Origin of the sequence: Peribacillus sp. FSL K6-5616 (assembly GCF_038008245.1) — a bacterium.
GTDB classification, from domain to species: domain Bacteria; phylum Bacillota; class Bacilli; order Bacillales; family DSM-1321; genus Peribacillus; species Peribacillus frigoritolerans.
Map to the genome: position 1 here is coordinate 855,989 of NZ_JBBOYT010000001.1, position 13,931 is coordinate 869,919.

At 38.6% G+C, this 13,931-nt stretch carries 16 protein-coding genes and 1 tRNA gene; 8 read left to right on the forward strand and 9 right to left on the reverse strand.

Annotated elements, in window-relative coordinates:
* The 4 genes from spoVAD to MHB45_RS04120 all read left to right on the forward strand — a co-directional run bounded on the left by spoVAD (position 1) and on the right by MHB45_RS04120 (position 2,022).
* The gene (spoVAD, locus tag MHB45_RS04105; protein ID WP_048686571.1) at positions 1 to 1,026 is read left to right on the forward strand and encodes a stage V sporulation protein AD; all 1,026 of its coding nucleotides are present in this window, start codon (positions 1 to 3) and stop codon (positions 1,024 to 1,026) included.
* Positions 1,027 to 1,042: 16 nt separating this feature from the next.
* The gene (spoVAE, locus tag MHB45_RS04110) at positions 1,043 to 1,399 is read left to right on the forward strand and encodes a stage V sporulation protein AE (protein WP_048686576.1); all 357 of its coding nucleotides are present in this window, start codon (positions 1,043 to 1,045) and stop codon (positions 1,397 to 1,399) included.
* A 102-nt stretch (positions 1,400 to 1,501) separates the two neighbouring features.
* Complete coding sequence (locus tag MHB45_RS04115; protein ID WP_072272578.1) at positions 1,502 to 1,654, forward strand: YjcZ family sporulation protein; 153 nt, start codon at positions 1,502 to 1,504, stop codon at positions 1,652 to 1,654.
* Positions 1,655 to 1,767: 113 nt separating this feature from the next.
* A complete protein-coding gene (locus MHB45_RS04120) occupies positions 1,768 to 2,022 on the forward strand; it encodes a stage VI sporulation protein F (protein WP_034314458.1) in 255 nt (84 codons plus the stop codon).
* A gap of 120 nt (positions 2,023 to 2,142) precedes the next feature.
* Here MHB45_RS04120 and MHB45_RS04125 read toward each other — a convergent pair whose 3' ends face one another.
* Positions 2,143 to 4,416, reverse strand: a complete 2,274-nt coding sequence (locus tag MHB45_RS04125) for an ATP-dependent helicase (protein ID WP_048686579.1) — start codon at positions 4,414 to 4,416, stop codon at positions 2,143 to 2,145.
* Positions 4,417 to 4,558: 142 nt separating this feature from the next.
* Between MHB45_RS04125 and MHB45_RS04130 the strand changes: the two genes are divergently transcribed.
* On the forward strand, positions 4,559 to 4,855 hold the full coding sequence (locus MHB45_RS04130; RefSeq protein ID WP_072272579.1) for a hypothetical protein: 297 nt from the start codon (positions 4,559 to 4,561) through the stop codon (positions 4,853 to 4,855).
* Between the two features lie 54 nt (positions 4,856 to 4,909).
* Here MHB45_RS04130 and MHB45_RS04135 read toward each other — a convergent pair whose 3' ends face one another.
* The 5 genes from MHB45_RS04135 to MHB45_RS04155 all read right to left on the reverse strand — a co-directional run bounded on the left by MHB45_RS04135 (position 4,910) and on the right by MHB45_RS04155 (position 7,813).
* Complete coding sequence (locus tag MHB45_RS04135) at positions 4,910 to 5,398, reverse strand: spore coat protein (RefSeq protein ID WP_063577043.1); 489 nt, start codon at positions 5,396 to 5,398, stop codon at positions 4,910 to 4,912.
* Positions 5,399 to 5,631: 233 nt separating this feature from the next.
* Positions 5,632 to 5,895, reverse strand: a complete 264-nt coding sequence (locus MHB45_RS04140; RefSeq protein ID WP_048686585.1) for a hypothetical protein — start codon at positions 5,893 to 5,895, stop codon at positions 5,632 to 5,634.
* A gap of 158 nt (positions 5,896 to 6,053) precedes the next feature.
* On the reverse strand, positions 6,054 to 6,515 hold the full coding sequence (locus tag MHB45_RS04145; RefSeq protein ID WP_207200503.1) for a GNAT family N-acetyltransferase: 462 nt from the start codon (positions 6,513 to 6,515) through the stop codon (positions 6,054 to 6,056).
* On the reverse strand, positions 6,487 to 7,002 hold the full coding sequence (locus MHB45_RS04150) for a YjcG family protein (RefSeq protein WP_048686587.1): 516 nt from the start codon (positions 7,000 to 7,002) through the stop codon (positions 6,487 to 6,489). Before MHB45_RS04150 ends, MHB45_RS04145 begins: the two co-directional genes overlap by 29 nt.
* 88 nt (positions 7,003 to 7,090) lie before the next feature.
* Positions 7,091 to 7,813 carry an alpha/beta hydrolase gene (locus MHB45_RS04155; protein ID WP_054397157.1) on the reverse strand — a complete coding sequence of 241 codons (723 nt, stop codon included), beginning with the start codon at positions 7,811 to 7,813 and terminating at the stop codon, positions 7,091 to 7,093.
* Positions 7,814 to 8,003: 190 nt separating this feature from the next.
* Between MHB45_RS04155 and MHB45_RS04160 the strand changes: the two genes are divergently transcribed.
* Positions 8,004 to 8,561: a phosphatidylglycerophosphatase A family protein gene (locus MHB45_RS04160; protein WP_034314446.1), complete on the forward strand. Its 558-nt coding sequence runs from the start codon at positions 8,004 to 8,006 to the stop codon at positions 8,559 to 8,561.
* Positions 8,562 to 8,578: 17 nt separating this feature from the next.
* Here MHB45_RS04160 and MHB45_RS04165 read toward each other — a convergent pair whose 3' ends face one another.
* A complete protein-coding gene (locus tag MHB45_RS04165; protein ID WP_034314444.1) occupies positions 8,579 to 8,800 on the reverse strand; it encodes a hypothetical protein in 222 nt (73 codons plus the stop codon).
* Between the two features lie 1,091 nt (positions 8,801 to 9,891).
* Between MHB45_RS04165 and MHB45_RS04170 the strand changes: the two genes are divergently transcribed.
* Both MHB45_RS04170 and MHB45_RS04175 read left to right on the forward strand, forming a co-directional pair.
* Positions 9,892 to 9,963, forward strand: a tRNA-Val gene (locus MHB45_RS04170).
* Positions 9,964 to 10,394: 431 nt separating this feature from the next.
* Positions 10,395 to 10,811 (forward strand): hypothetical protein, encoded by a 417-nt coding sequence (locus MHB45_RS04175; RefSeq protein ID WP_048686592.1) that lies wholly within the window; start codon positions 10,395 to 10,397, stop codon positions 10,809 to 10,811.
* 595 nt (positions 10,812 to 11,406) lie between these two features.
* Here the strand turns inward: MHB45_RS04175 and MHB45_RS04180 are convergent.
* Together MHB45_RS04180 and MHB45_RS04185 are read right to left on the reverse strand one after the other, a co-directional pair.
* A protein-coding gene (locus tag MHB45_RS04180; RefSeq protein ID WP_142953046.1) for an IS3 family transposase occupies positions 11,407 to 12,566 on the reverse strand; the annotation gives its coding sequence in 2 pieces (ribosomal slippage) (positions 11,407 to 12,308 and positions 12,308 to 12,566; 1,161 coding nt in all).
* Positions 12,567 to 12,817: 251 nt separating this feature from the next.
* A complete protein-coding gene (locus tag MHB45_RS04185; RefSeq protein ID WP_318260858.1) occupies positions 12,818 to 13,882 on the reverse strand; it encodes a site-2 protease family protein in 1,065 nt (354 codons plus the stop codon).
* Positions 13,883 to 13,931: the final 49 nt, after the last annotated feature.

Below are 13,931 nucleotides of genomic sequence, written 5' to 3' on the forward strand. Positions count from 1 at the left end.
GTGTTAAAGGGAAAACAAACATGGATGTTCACCAATAAACCGGTCATCTTGGAAACAGGGGTAACAGGCGGGCCATTTGAAGCTAATGGAGAAATCGCTGGTGATTTCGATATTTTATACGACGATTTGTGGATGGAGCAGGATTCATATGAGAAGGCTCATCGGCATTTGATGGAGAAAGCTGTAGAGATTGCATTGGAGAAAGGCAAGATTGACAAGGAGCAGGTACAATTTTTCTTGGCGGGTGATTTAATCAATCAGGTTACACCGACAAGCTTTGCGGCCAGAACCAATGGAATTCCATATTTCGGCTTGTTTGGAGCCTGTTCCACATCGATGGAAGGGCTTGCTCTAGCTGCCTTCATCACTAATTATGGCGGTGCTAACTATGTGTTGACAGGTGCCTCGAGCCACAATGCAGCTGTTGAAAAACAATTTCGCTATCCAACTGAATATGGCGGGCAAAAACCACCTACAGCTCAATGGACGATAACGGGAGCGGGGGTGGCGCTGGTTGCTCCTGATGGAAGCATGCAAGGGGAATTTCCCCATATTGTCTCCGCCACTATCGGAAAGGTCATTGACATGGGATTGAAAGATCCTTTCAATATGGGGGGAGCGATGGCCCCGGCGGCCGCCGATACGATACTTGCCCATTTCAAAGATACTGGTTTGACCCCGGATGATTACGATTTCATCATTACCGGTGATTTAGGTCAAATAGGGAGGGAGACAGCTCTTGACTTATTAAAGCAAAAGGGCTGTGATATCAATCAGGAAAAACTCAAGGATTGCGGATTGATGATTTTCAAAAAGGACCAGCCTGTTTTGGCTGGCGGGAGCGGTGCGGGATGTTCGGCAGTCGTTTTATACGGTCATATATTAAATGAAATGATTTCCGGTAAATATAAAAAAATCCTCCTTGTCGCAACAGGAGCGTTATTGTCACCGCTTTCCGTCCAGCAAAAAGATACGATTCCGTGCATTGCCCATGCCGTAGCAATTGAATATGGGATGAATTCATGAAAAAGGAGAGATTTCGATGTTAGCAATGTTTTTTTGGGCCTTTGTCATCGGTGGCTTGATCTGTGTAGTCGGCCAGCTTCTTTTCGATGTTGCTAAGCTGACACCGGCACATACGTTAAGCTTGTTCGTTGTAATAGGGGCTGTTCTTGGCGGATTTGATTTATATGAGCCGCTTGTTAACTTTGCCGGTGCCGGAGCAACCATACCGATCGTTTCGTTCGGGAACTCGCTGGTGAACGGGGCGATGATGGAATCGGAAAAGCATGGTCTAGTCGGCGTACTGACAGGCATGTTTGAAATTACAAGTTCCGGTATCTCTGCAGCAATCGTCTTTGGATTCATCGGAGCTTTGGTTTTCAGGCCAAAAGGATGAAACAAGCGGAAATAGGCAGCCTGGACTAGGACATGGCCTATACATATTTGTCCAGACCTACATATGTTATCAGTAAGCTTTAGCGAGAGCGAGGTGATATGTATGTTTGGTTTTGGTGGCTACGGTTGTTGTGGCGGCAGCGGTTATGGATACGGCGGCGGTTATGGCGGAGGATACGGTGGCGGCGGTTCCACTTTCGCGATAATCGTTGTATTGTTTATCCTATTGATCATTGTAGGGGCTTCTTTCTGCTAATGCGTAAAAGGAATGGGCAGAAGAAGCCTATTCCTTTTATTTTTTTTGTATGGGCCTAGCACTTTTTTCTGATAATGCCATAGGATAGGTACAGAAAAGGGAGGGGCTTAAGTATGGATAATAACTTTTTTAAAAACATAGAAGGTAAAACCGGCGTAAATATGAAAGATGTATTAGAATTGGCAAACTCGCTGCAAGGAGCCAACTTCAAAGATGAAACAACGGTTAGAAACGTCATTAAGCGCGTTTCAAAAATAGCGAATAAGCCGGTCAATAAGGAAACGGAAGATAAAATCGTACATTCCATCGTAGCTGAAGGGAATAAACTTGATTTCGGGACGATATCCAATATGATTAATAAAAAATGAAAAAGGGCCTGCTATCATGCAGGCCTTCAGACTGCAGACAAACTTGAAAAAAAGCGAGTTTGCCTGCAGTTTTTTAATTTTAAAAAGTCCATTTGCAAGATTTATAGCGTCGGCTTTTGGTCAAAGCTTCAGGAAACGTGATGGATGGGCAGTCCGTCCGCGTCTAGTTTGCAGGATGGAAAGGTAAAGATCCTTTTTAGCCCTGGTTGCCGCTACATAGAGCAATCGTCTTTCCTCTTCAAGAGGGGATAGTTCCCCTTTTCGGTAAGATTCAAGTGCGAAATCATGAGGAATGCTGCCATCGACAGCAGCAAGGACATATACGGTTTGATATTCAAGCCCTTTGGAACGATGTATGGTGGTAAGCTGTATGGCATCCTTAAAGTGTTTCGATAGCTGTTTAATCTCTTGGACCATCGCAGTCATATGATCGACATGTTCAATGAAAGCGGCAACGGTTGGAAAACGATTTGCCGCCACCTTTAAGTCACGGATGTCATCGGACCCTTTTTCCAGGTTCGCATCATTACCGCGTTTTTTTACATATTCCTGGTATCCTAAATCTTTCTCGATGATCTCTAACGCTACGATTGGCGACATAATTTTTAAAGACCGAATCTGTCCCGGAATCGTTTTTAATTTTCGTTCTTGAAAAGCATGTCCAGTCTTAACAAAAGCAAATGCATCGATGAAATCACAATCCTGCAATATTGTCATTGCTTTTAACTCTTGTAATATACTTTGCTTTAAGAATAGGGAGGAAAGGACATCAGATGCTGCCTTGCTGTCATGCGGGAACAAACTCAAGCGCATAAAGGCAAGCATGCCGCGAATGACCTTGCGCTGATAAAACGAATCCGCATCCTTTTCAATGACGAATGGCAGATTGGAAGCGGCTAGCCGTTCAAAAATGGCCCTTGACATCGTGTGTGTCCTATACAATACTGCAAAGTCCCCAGGGTTTGCTCCCTTGGATATTTTCTCTTGGATATCGGATACGATCATCGTCGCTTCCAATTCTTCATCATAAGGATAAAATAAAACAGGTGGATTTCCTGAATCATGCTGTGCCCTCATCTTTTTCTCCATCCGGTTCTGGTTTCGCTTGATCAAGCGGTTCGCTGTAGCGACAATTTCATGGGAAGAGCGGTAATTCTCCGTCAGCTTCACCACTTGGGATCGAGGGAAGTCATGATTGAAATTCAAAATATACTTCGGATCGCTTCCACGGAATGAATAGATGGATTGGTCATCATCTCCAACCGCACATACATTTTTTGATTCAGCAGATAGGAGTTTTATCAATTCATATTGAACTTTATTAATATCCTGAAACTCATCGACCAAAAAATAGTTAAACCTTTGCTGATATTTCTTTAAAAATTCCGGATTATTTTTTAAAAATACATAACAACCTACAAGCATATCATCGAAATCATACTTCCCTGTTTGCTGTTTATATTCTTCATATTTCTTATATAAATGTAAACAGGATTTCTCCCAATCGTCCTTAGGCTGGATATCTTCCGGAAAAGCCAATGAGTTTTTCCATAGTCCAATTTGTTGAAGGGCCTGATCATATGCAAATTCCTTATCATCAAGTTCCAATTCCCTGCCAGCCTGTTTCAATACCTTTTCTTTTTCCCACTCCCACTTCAAAAGGAAATCCCGCTGCCATTTGGCTGGTTCATGGAAAATCAGGATTTTATAAAAGATGCTATGAAATGTTCCGCTAACGATTTGAGAAACAAGGGAAGGAGTCATATTGGGATAGCCGAGCAGACGCTGCTGCATTTCCTTTGCGGATTTCGCCGTAAATGTTACAAGCATGATACTTTTTGGATCAATCTTTTTCACTGTGAGCATATAGGCAGTACGTACTGTCAATACGCGGGTTTTCCCGCTGCCTGCTCCTGAAAGGACAAGGATGGGTCCATCGATCGACATTACCGCCTTGAGTTGCTCTGCATCGAGAACAACCCCTGAAGAGGATAATTCTTGAAAGTATGGTTCCTCTGATTGTGCCAGGTCATATGTTTTATCTGAATATTTCGGATTTCCGGTTATGGGACGGCTTTTAAGGAAAGGTTCAGTAATGGTTTTCGTTTCAGTAATGGTTCGTGATGTAGGAATCCTAAAACCATTCTGTTCCATATATTCTAAGGGCTTATCTTTATTTATTGATTCTGAAATTGGCATTTCACAGGGTCCCTGCGATGGGTCGCTATGATAAAAATAAGGTGTCTCATGGATTCCAATAAATAATTTCACTGGTTTATGACAAATGATACAAGAAAGCTGATCACGTTTTCCCTTTTCAAAAAGTGTCTGCAGCTCACCAGCTGAAACGGTATGTAGATGTACGATTTCATTGCCAGATTTTGCTTGATTCATATAAATGGATACCTCTAATCTATTAAAAATATCGGCAATACTCATCATACCAGAAGATTAGGAAAAAAGAATGTGGAAATCATGTTTAAAGGCAGGGTAATTAAATGACAACATAACTATTTCAATATAAGGAGGGGTTACTATGGGATATATAGCACCTGTCACACAATTTGATTATATTCAAAATGCCAACCGGACGGTCGAAGCTGCAGGGAAAGTAAGAATTGTTAAAGGAGCGGCACCCATTCAACCCATCCGTTTTGATCAGGTGTTGGGAAGGGAAAGGGAAAGCGTTGAAGGATTACACCACATTCAAGATAATGATCGGGTAAGTGCCTATGGAGCAGGCACATATCAACATGAAATGGGCAGGGGCGTCAGGAAAGATTTAACGGCTGGAATGATCGGAAAAGGCAGGTTCATCAACGAAATTGTCTAGTTCCTCCAGAAAGACAAAAGAGGACACGTGAAGTGTCCTTTTTGTGTTTATTTCTTAAAGAATGTCTATTTCCACGATTAGGGCTAACAATAGTTGCAATAAAAGTTGGATGTTAAGAGCGATTTGTGCATCAGTTGTTGTAATGTCGATATCACGGCTGTTTTCAACAATTGTTTTTTGGCGCGTGATTTGTTTAACATTAGAAGATTGGATTAATTGTTGAGTGATCTTGTCAGCATTATCAGCATCTGCAACGGAAATGCTTACGATGACCGCAATTGCAGCTTGTAGAGCAGCTTGTAGTGAGAGGGCCGCTTTAACATCCGTTGAAGTGATATTTACATTACAGGAATCTTTAATGTAAATAAGTTCTTCAGAAAGCTGAACTTGATTATTATCCTGTCTTGCATCTTGGTCAATCTTTGTGTCATCGTCGTTACAGAATCCTGAAAGGGGATGTCTGGAAGCGGAATCTAGAGCCGACCATGACCTTTCAGAGTCATCATGTGTGTTACAATTGCTACGATATACATTTTGGTTCATGTTGTTTTTTCCTCCTTAGGTTTTATTCCCTATTAAAATATGCTTTGATGGTTAATCGGGTTGGACGAATAAATCAGTTCATTCGTCTATTTTTTAAATACTTAGAGAAAGTATTAGTGTGTGGGGGATGAATAATAAAGAAGCTGGAGCTTTAGGAATGAAATGTAAGTGCTGCTATGTCTCGGTTTACTTATTTCTCGCCAGCAAGTAAGGTGATTAGGTGATATGGTGCGTCATTTATCTTTGGAATCCGTGAATTTGTTATGAATGGAATTGGTAACTGGATTAACATCATGTTCCGTGATGTTCTTTTCTTGGTTTATGATTTTTAGTGATTGCTCTTGTAAATAACGAACGGTTTCTTTAAGGTTGTTTCTCTCTTTTTCAGTTAGATCGACCTTTTCCTTTTTGAAACCATGTTTTCTCAAAGTCCTCGAAACCAGCAGCTCCATCAGTCTTTTTTGAGACTCATCCAGGTTAAAATCATTGTTACCCATAAAATTTTCCCTCCTTCTTGCTTTCTATATATAGACTATGTATTTTTGATGAGATTGCCATTGAACGGAAATGTTTTTTTTCATAAAACGATAATTTAAGTCCATGAACGAACAAAAAAAGCTGTCCAATCAGAAGACTGAAAGGACAGCTTTTTATATCATAAAATGGTTTTCTTCATCGTTTTATGAGGAATGCCAGCATCCATGAATTCGTCGGAAACGATCTCATAACCTAATTTTGAATAAAAAGGGATGGCATGCACTTGGGAATCAAGCTTTAATTGAGGAACTTCCTGCTGGATTGCGTATTCCTCAATAGCATTCATGATCATGGCGCCGGCACCATTCTTACGGCCCGAAGATAGTACACAAATGCGCTGTACTTTACCGATGTTGTCAATGACCCTGAAGCGGCCGGCACCGATTGGCTGATGCTGCTCATCATATAAAACGAAATGTGTGGACTCTTTTTCATATTCATCGATCTCTTCTTCAAGAGGGACGTTTTGTTCTTGGACGAACACTTTTCTTCGAATCATATATGCGTTTTCAAGCTCTTGGCTGTTCTCTGCGATTTTTACAAACACGAAATCATTCAGCTCCCAATCTAAATGTTTCATAAACGGTCCATGCCCCGTCTTCAAGTTGATACAGCAAGTGAACTCGTTTCACCTCTTCTTCATGGCTGATGTCAAGCATGCTTAATTGGCCTAAAACATCAGAATGCTCATTATCGGATAAATCTTGAGCGATCGTAATATGCGGGACAAATGCATGTTCACTTTCACTTTTTATGAAATCCTCATTGTTAAGTGCATCATGCAGCTCTTGAAGCCCTTCGGATAATTCTACTTTGAAATAAATAGTATTGCTTACGGGTTGGAAAGACTTCGTTTTGGTTACGCTCATCGTAAAAGGCCTGCACTTTTGAGCAATGACTTTTAATTGTTCCGCGATTGTTGAAATTTCCATATCCGTCGCTTCGAACGTTGGTTTAAGCGTTAGATGCGGTGGTATGAAAGCATATTTCGTATCATACCGTTTGCGATAGGAGTTAGCTAAATCTTGAAGTTTTTTTGAAGGGAAAATTGCAACACCATATTTCATAAATAAAACCTCCTGATATTTTTATTGTTGTATTATAGTTGGACATGTTTTTTTCTTGAAACCATCCCAAACAGATGACTTCGAGTAATTAGAACATTTCCAATAGTGCTCGTTTCAAATCTGCCTGCCAGTATTTCCAGGTATGATTACCTTCAAATTCTTCATAGAAGCAAGGAAATCCTTTTTGGTTTATTAATTTATGCAATTCCCTATTTGGTTCTATGAAGTTTGCCTTATTGCCATCCGTCGTCGGTACATCTGTTTCACCCGTCCCGATCACATGGTAAAGTTCGAGGAGATGCGGATCCTCAAAATTACGTACAGCATCCATTACTGCTTCATTGGCAAGCGGGGACTGCATGATGCATTTCCCGAATGTATGCGGATACTGCAAAGCGGCCAATAAAGAAACTGTACCGCCTAGAGAGTCACCGATCAAAGTTCGACCATGTCCCATTTGATAGGTTGGGAATTCATCATCTAAAAACGGGACTAGTTCATGGGCAAGAAAACGTATGTATGCAATGTGCTGTTCCCCGTCCGGATGATATTTGCGCCTGCGGTCAAAGCGGTCTTTATAAGGAATTCCGACAATGATGATATTCTCGATCTCATCATTCCCTAACAGTTCATCTGCTACCCGACCGATTCGGCCCATTTGAAAATAATCACGGCCATCCTGAGCAATCACAAGCGAATATTTATACAATGGCGAATAATTAGCAGGCAAGTAGACAAGCAATTCCAATTCTTCTGCTAAAGCTTCGCTTTTAAACATGTACTCTTTAATTGTGCCTTTGCGTAAACTCATTCTCCCGCACCTCAATGATAATTAATAATGAAAAACAACTTACTTGATTATTTTAGCATAGCCTTGCAACTTTTTCCCGCGACAAGAATTTGGAATATAAAATTTTCGTTATATTTTCTAAAAATTTAAATTATAAGGTGCTATAATACAAGGATATAGAAAAATAATACAAAAAAAGGTGGCGAATAAAATGGCAGATGTACACGTGCACAGCAGGGAAGTGACAAAGGCGGCTAAACGAACATTATTGGAGCGTGGTGTCAGTGTGGAGGCAATTGCAAAAATCGTTTATGAATTGCAGTTCCCGTACAAAGCTGATCTTAAGCTGGAGGAATGCATCCACAGCGTTGAGCGTGTCCTGTTGAAAAGGGAAATTCAACATGCCATTTTAGTCGGTGTGGAGCTGGATAAACTGGCAGAGCAAAAAAAGCTATCAGAACCCCTGCAATCGATTGTTGAATCAGATGAAGGGCTATTCGGAGTGGATGAAACGATTGCCTTTGGTGCTGTACTCGGTTACGGAAGCATTGCTGTAACGACCTTTGGCCATTTGGATAAAAATAAAATAGGCGTCATACACGAACTTGATAAGAAGCAAGAAGGAATCGTGCATACCTTCCTGGATGATATCGTTGCAAGCATTGCCGCGAGTGCCGCCTCAAGGTTAGCTCATCGTCTGAGAGATGAAGAGGAATCGTTAACTGAACAGGAAAAGGACATCCAGGAAGAAGAAGAGTTAATAGGTTGAACTTTGAAGAGCAATCTTCAGCCAGACCTGTAAAACCTGGCCTTAATAAGGCGGGCAGAAAGGATATTGGCTACTTTAAATGTCCGTTTTGTCTGCCTTAGAAAACAGAATGCGTGAATATGGCCTGGATAAATTTCAAGCACCTGGATTTTCCGTTGCGTAATCTTACCTTGTTCGGAGAGATAAATTATTTCTAATGGAGCATTTTCTTCCATATGTTTACGAAGTATATATTTCATTCCCAGTCACTCCTTTGCTGACTTGCTTGCTAACATTATATGCGAACATACGTTTTGTATGCAAGTGAAAAGGGAACCTTGGTTCTGTTTTGTTTTGAGGGTAAATGGAAGAAGATGAAATTATAACTTTTTTAATAAAATATGTAGACTTTTTAACAAAAAAACAAAAAACATCAACCAAAACTGAAGTGCGATTATACCTCACCTCATTTTCATATTGAGAATAAAGAATCTGTTTCCCCGATTATATCCACAAAAATCCCTTCCTTATTGTTAACGACCACCTTCTTAATAAGATATATAATCCAGTAGATTTTTGCTGTTTGAGTTAGATTTATTTTCAAATTTGTAACATATGTACAAACATCTTTTCTTTTAATGAATAAAATAACCCGAAAATAAAAAAAGAAAAAGGTGATTATAATTAAAATGGAATTTATGAGATAACAGCAAAAGTCTCGTTTCTCCCGTCAAAAAGTAAAAGCGATGATTCCTCAAAAAACAAAAAAGATAATTGTAAATGTGATTATTGCAGAAAAAAGCATTCTTCAAAAGAAGGATATGTCGCATCCATTTCAATAGTCATAAATGGGATGATTTATATATTGTTAATGACTTCTTGGAGAAATCAAGACCTATTGGACTATCGGTTACTACAATCCTTCAGTTACAAGCAGGAGATCGGGTGCAAGTATTATTTAGCGCAGATGCAAACGGAGAAATTTTAGCAGAAGCATTTTTAACAAACTTTCAGGCTGCTAGATTCCCTTCTCCAATGTAAAGATCTTTCAACTTTAGTCTTAGATTAAATAAATGGACATCATATTTGTTAATTAAAGTTGAGTAAACGTATGATTAGGAGCCTTGGATTCTCCTTGAAAAAGGTGAGGTGGATTCTATTCCGAGAAATTTTTGGGGTCAGATCGAACTTTCAGGGATTAACCCCTAAGACCACACTTTACAGAAAAAAACTTTTTTAGCAAAACTACTTGTTTTATTTTGAATACCACTATATAATAAATCTTGTTCAGACAAGAAGTCAGCAACTAAGTAAGGTTTAAACCAAACTCTAAAGAGATTGATTTACATACGACTTGTTAGCTCAGTGGGAGAGCACTTCCTTGACAGGGAAGGGGTCGTGGGTTCGAATCCCTCACAGGTCATCAACTAACAAAGGCTCAAATCCTTGATATCACAAGGATTTGGGCCTTTTTTTGTTTTTAAAGATATAGTTCATTATGTATTATTTACTCAATTGGGGGCGGATAGTGTAGCATTAAACCTAATACAGGTCAATTATTTGTAATGATTAATATTTCAAGGAACTGTAGGTATAGCTTTTTGCTTATGCAGCTAACGATGGAGGTTAAAAAGAAGACCGTATTTTTGGCTTTTCTTTAAAAGGTACATAATCATATTCTTCGGTAAACTCACTTTACTATAATGTGTTGGATTACTCACTACCAAATACCATGCACGGGAATTTTTAAATGTGTGATTTTAATACCTCAACAGTTTATTATATTGATAAAGGATGAAGAATTTAATCTACTACTATAATTTAGTAAGTCTTTAAAAGGGAAGTGATTGTTAAATGCTTTATATAAGCGATATCGAAAAGATAATTAATAACACATTAAATGAGCACAATTTGGATATTATTTATGAATTTGACAATAATCTAAGTGCACCTATGAGTTATAACGTATCGACCAATACTATAAAATTCAATTACCTTCAAGTTAACGGTTATAAAGGGAAAATTAGAATTAAAGAGACAGAGGAAGACTTTGTTAAAATTATTCTTTATCGTATGATTGGTTATTATTTAGATTTTAAGAAAAACAAACATGATTTAAAGATTTTAATGTATGGTCACGAAGAAGAAAAAGAAAAGCTAAAATCTGAAATAGAAACTAATGCTTGGGATTATGGGAGAACATTAATACCTGAACAACTATTGGAGTCATATGATAAAGTTCGTGAATTGGATAAAATGCTAATAAATTAATGTACTCTAAGAAAATGGAGACCCGACTTTAAACTAAAACAAGAAAAAGAAGCCTCCTTAGGGAATCTCTCTGGAGCTGACTTTTGAGTGAGAAATTAAACTGATATCCAATAAGACAAGACCCAGAGAAAGAGAAGTTGTCTTAGAAAGATTGATGAATAAACAAATAGAAAATCAAATTCAAAATTCGTGCTCGATTTTTAAGAGATATCGATTACTTGACAAAAGAAATACACTGGACTGAACTTTGGAAGTAAATTAGATACACCAGATTAAAATTACGATGTTTTTATCCAACCAAACTTGAAGCAATTTAATCGAGAACAATTTTTTGCTATATATGATGGTATTAACAGATACCGTCAATGTTATAGGCATAGATTTGGATGCTTAGTGTTATCATTGTAATTTCGGTTTTATTAATATTTACTTTTGTATATTTGATTTTAGGAACTGAGATATTTGGTGTTTAAGTTTTTGATAATACTTATGATCTTTCTTCGATTAACAGGGTCTTTAGTACTATAGGGTGTAATAAAAGAGAGTACAAGATGCACATAACCCTGTCAAGTAGACAATAAAAAAAGAGTATTTTTTAAGCTGCGGCCTTTTCTCGATATTCAATTGGGGAAAGGCCGTTAAATTTCTCTTGAAAGCGAGCCGTATTGTAAAACTCTATATACTCTTGAATAGCTAGATAAGCTTGCTCTGCATTTTTTGGACATTTTAAATATAACTTTTCTGTTTTTAAATGTGAGAAGAAGCTTTCTATACACGCGTTGTCGTGACAATTGCCACGACGAGAGTGGCTTCCTCGAATGCCGAGTTCCTTCACCTGATTTTCATATGATTTCGTCGTATATTGGAATCCTTGATCTGAGTGTAGGAGAGCCCCTTTGCTAAACGGCTTGTCCCTTAGCTGGTTTAGCGTATTATGAACCAATTCAAGATCATTTCGTGTAGAAACTTCCCATGCAACAATTTCATTATTATACAAATCTAAAACGGCAGAAAGGTAGGCAAACGTGTCTCCAATCCGTACATAGGTTATATCTGTTACTAACTTATGAAACCTCATCTCTGCGTAGAATTCACGATTTAAGACATTATGAAATACAACTGACCCTCTTCGACCGTAGAAAGGGCGTTTCTTCCGAATGACAGATTGGACCCCCAACTCTCTCATCAATCGACGAACACGCTTGTGGTTTACAACGATTCCTTCTCTGGACAAAGCTCCAGTCATCCGTTTATATCCGTAGTAGGGGTGTAGCTTATGGATGGCTAAAATATGTTCTTTTATCCATAGATTTTTCTCAAGTCGCAAAGAACGAGCAGAATGTGTCTTCCGCCATTTGTAGTATCCAGCCTTTGAAACTTCAGCGATTTTTAATAGCCACGAAAGTGGGTGCGTTTTCCTCAATCCATCGATTATTTGAAACCTTTCGGTTTTCAGGACCATTCCTTCCCATGTAGATTTGGATTGCGCTTTTTTAAATAATCCACCTGCGCTTTTAGATAGGCATTTTCCTCTTCGACACTAGAAAAATTCTTACGGTTCCATACACCACGTTGATCTTCAAAAGACTCGTTATTCTGCACTTTCTTCACCCAACTCGCTATCTGTGCATCACTTTTAATACCAAAACGCTCACGAATCTGGCGATATGACCAACCTTCCTCCACCTTCAGACGAACTACTTCTCTCTTTAATTCTTCTGTATATGCTTGAAACGTTTGCCCCTTTTTTGCCATACAAAAAATCCCCTCCAGATTGACAGTTAAGAACATTTTATCATGTTCTCTTTTTTCTCTGTCTACCTGAAGGGGATAATACCAAGAAGTAGTCTCTTTTATTTATACATAATCAACATTAATGTTTCAAAAGCCTAAATAAATGGAAAGTGAAAGGGGACACTCATAAATGAGGTCCCCTTCCATAATGTATTACGGTAATGAAGTTTTATATTGTTCCATTGAATCACCTGCATATAAGCTTGTTATCATTAAGAAAATGGCAAGCCCAATATATAATGAGAACCAGATGACTTTTGTTTTGAGATTCGATGAGTAATAGGATTTCTCTTTATCCCTAATTTCAGTTGTTCTTGCACTTCTTTAAAAAAGGTTGCTGCTATTCGTTCATACGTGCCTATATTTTCAAAATCAGTCGGTCCGTTCTGGTATTCATTCGAATTAGCAGCAACCATTAAGGATCTATAAATATTAAATTTTACCTCGGTCAGCTTTTTTTCTTTTAGCTTATTATCATCAAATAACGGGATATGCCAACTCTTCATGTTGTTAAACTTTTCATATTGTTGGCTTGATTCCATATTCCAAATATTAACCAGGCGAATTTTTTCTTCATCTGTTGCAGCTGCATATTGTTCTAGTTGCCTTAATCCAAATTGATTCAATTCAATGATGATGTCTCTTTGATTTCTGGTTGTCTCGCTACGAATTTCTTTCCACCACTTAGAAATACCCAATAATAAGAAAAGAATTAAGAATGGATTTGGATGGAGAAATAAATATACAACCATCCCGATAATCCCTACTACCCAAAGCTTTGTGGAGATGACTCCCACTATACGTCCTCCATCAAGAGGATGCACAGGCATTAGATTAAATAGGTTAATCATGGCTCCAAGTGTAATAACTAAAAGCCAAAATGGATTTTCCATCATCATAAATAGGGGGATGGCTGGTAGAAATGCTAATGTACCTAATAAAGGACCACCGAAGGCAAGATAAGCTTCTTGGTTAGCATTCTTGGGTTCTTCTTTAAGGGCAATTAATGCTCCGACAAAAGGGATGAAAATGGCATTGGATGTTTTGATGCCTTTTCTCTTTGCAGCAAGTAAATGCCCCATTTCATGGATGTAAATTAGATAGACTAGGGCTACGGCAAATTTCCAACCGTAAACCAAGGCATACGCACTTAATGAAACGAAAATAGAAATCAGGGAACCTACTTTTGCTATTTTCAATAGCGCAAACAACCATTTCATTTTCCCCAGGAAAAATAACCCGATGGCCCCCAAACTTAACCATCCTTTTTTCGATATAGACTCTTTCAAAATGTACCTCCTAGAGTAAATGGGAAAACAGATGATC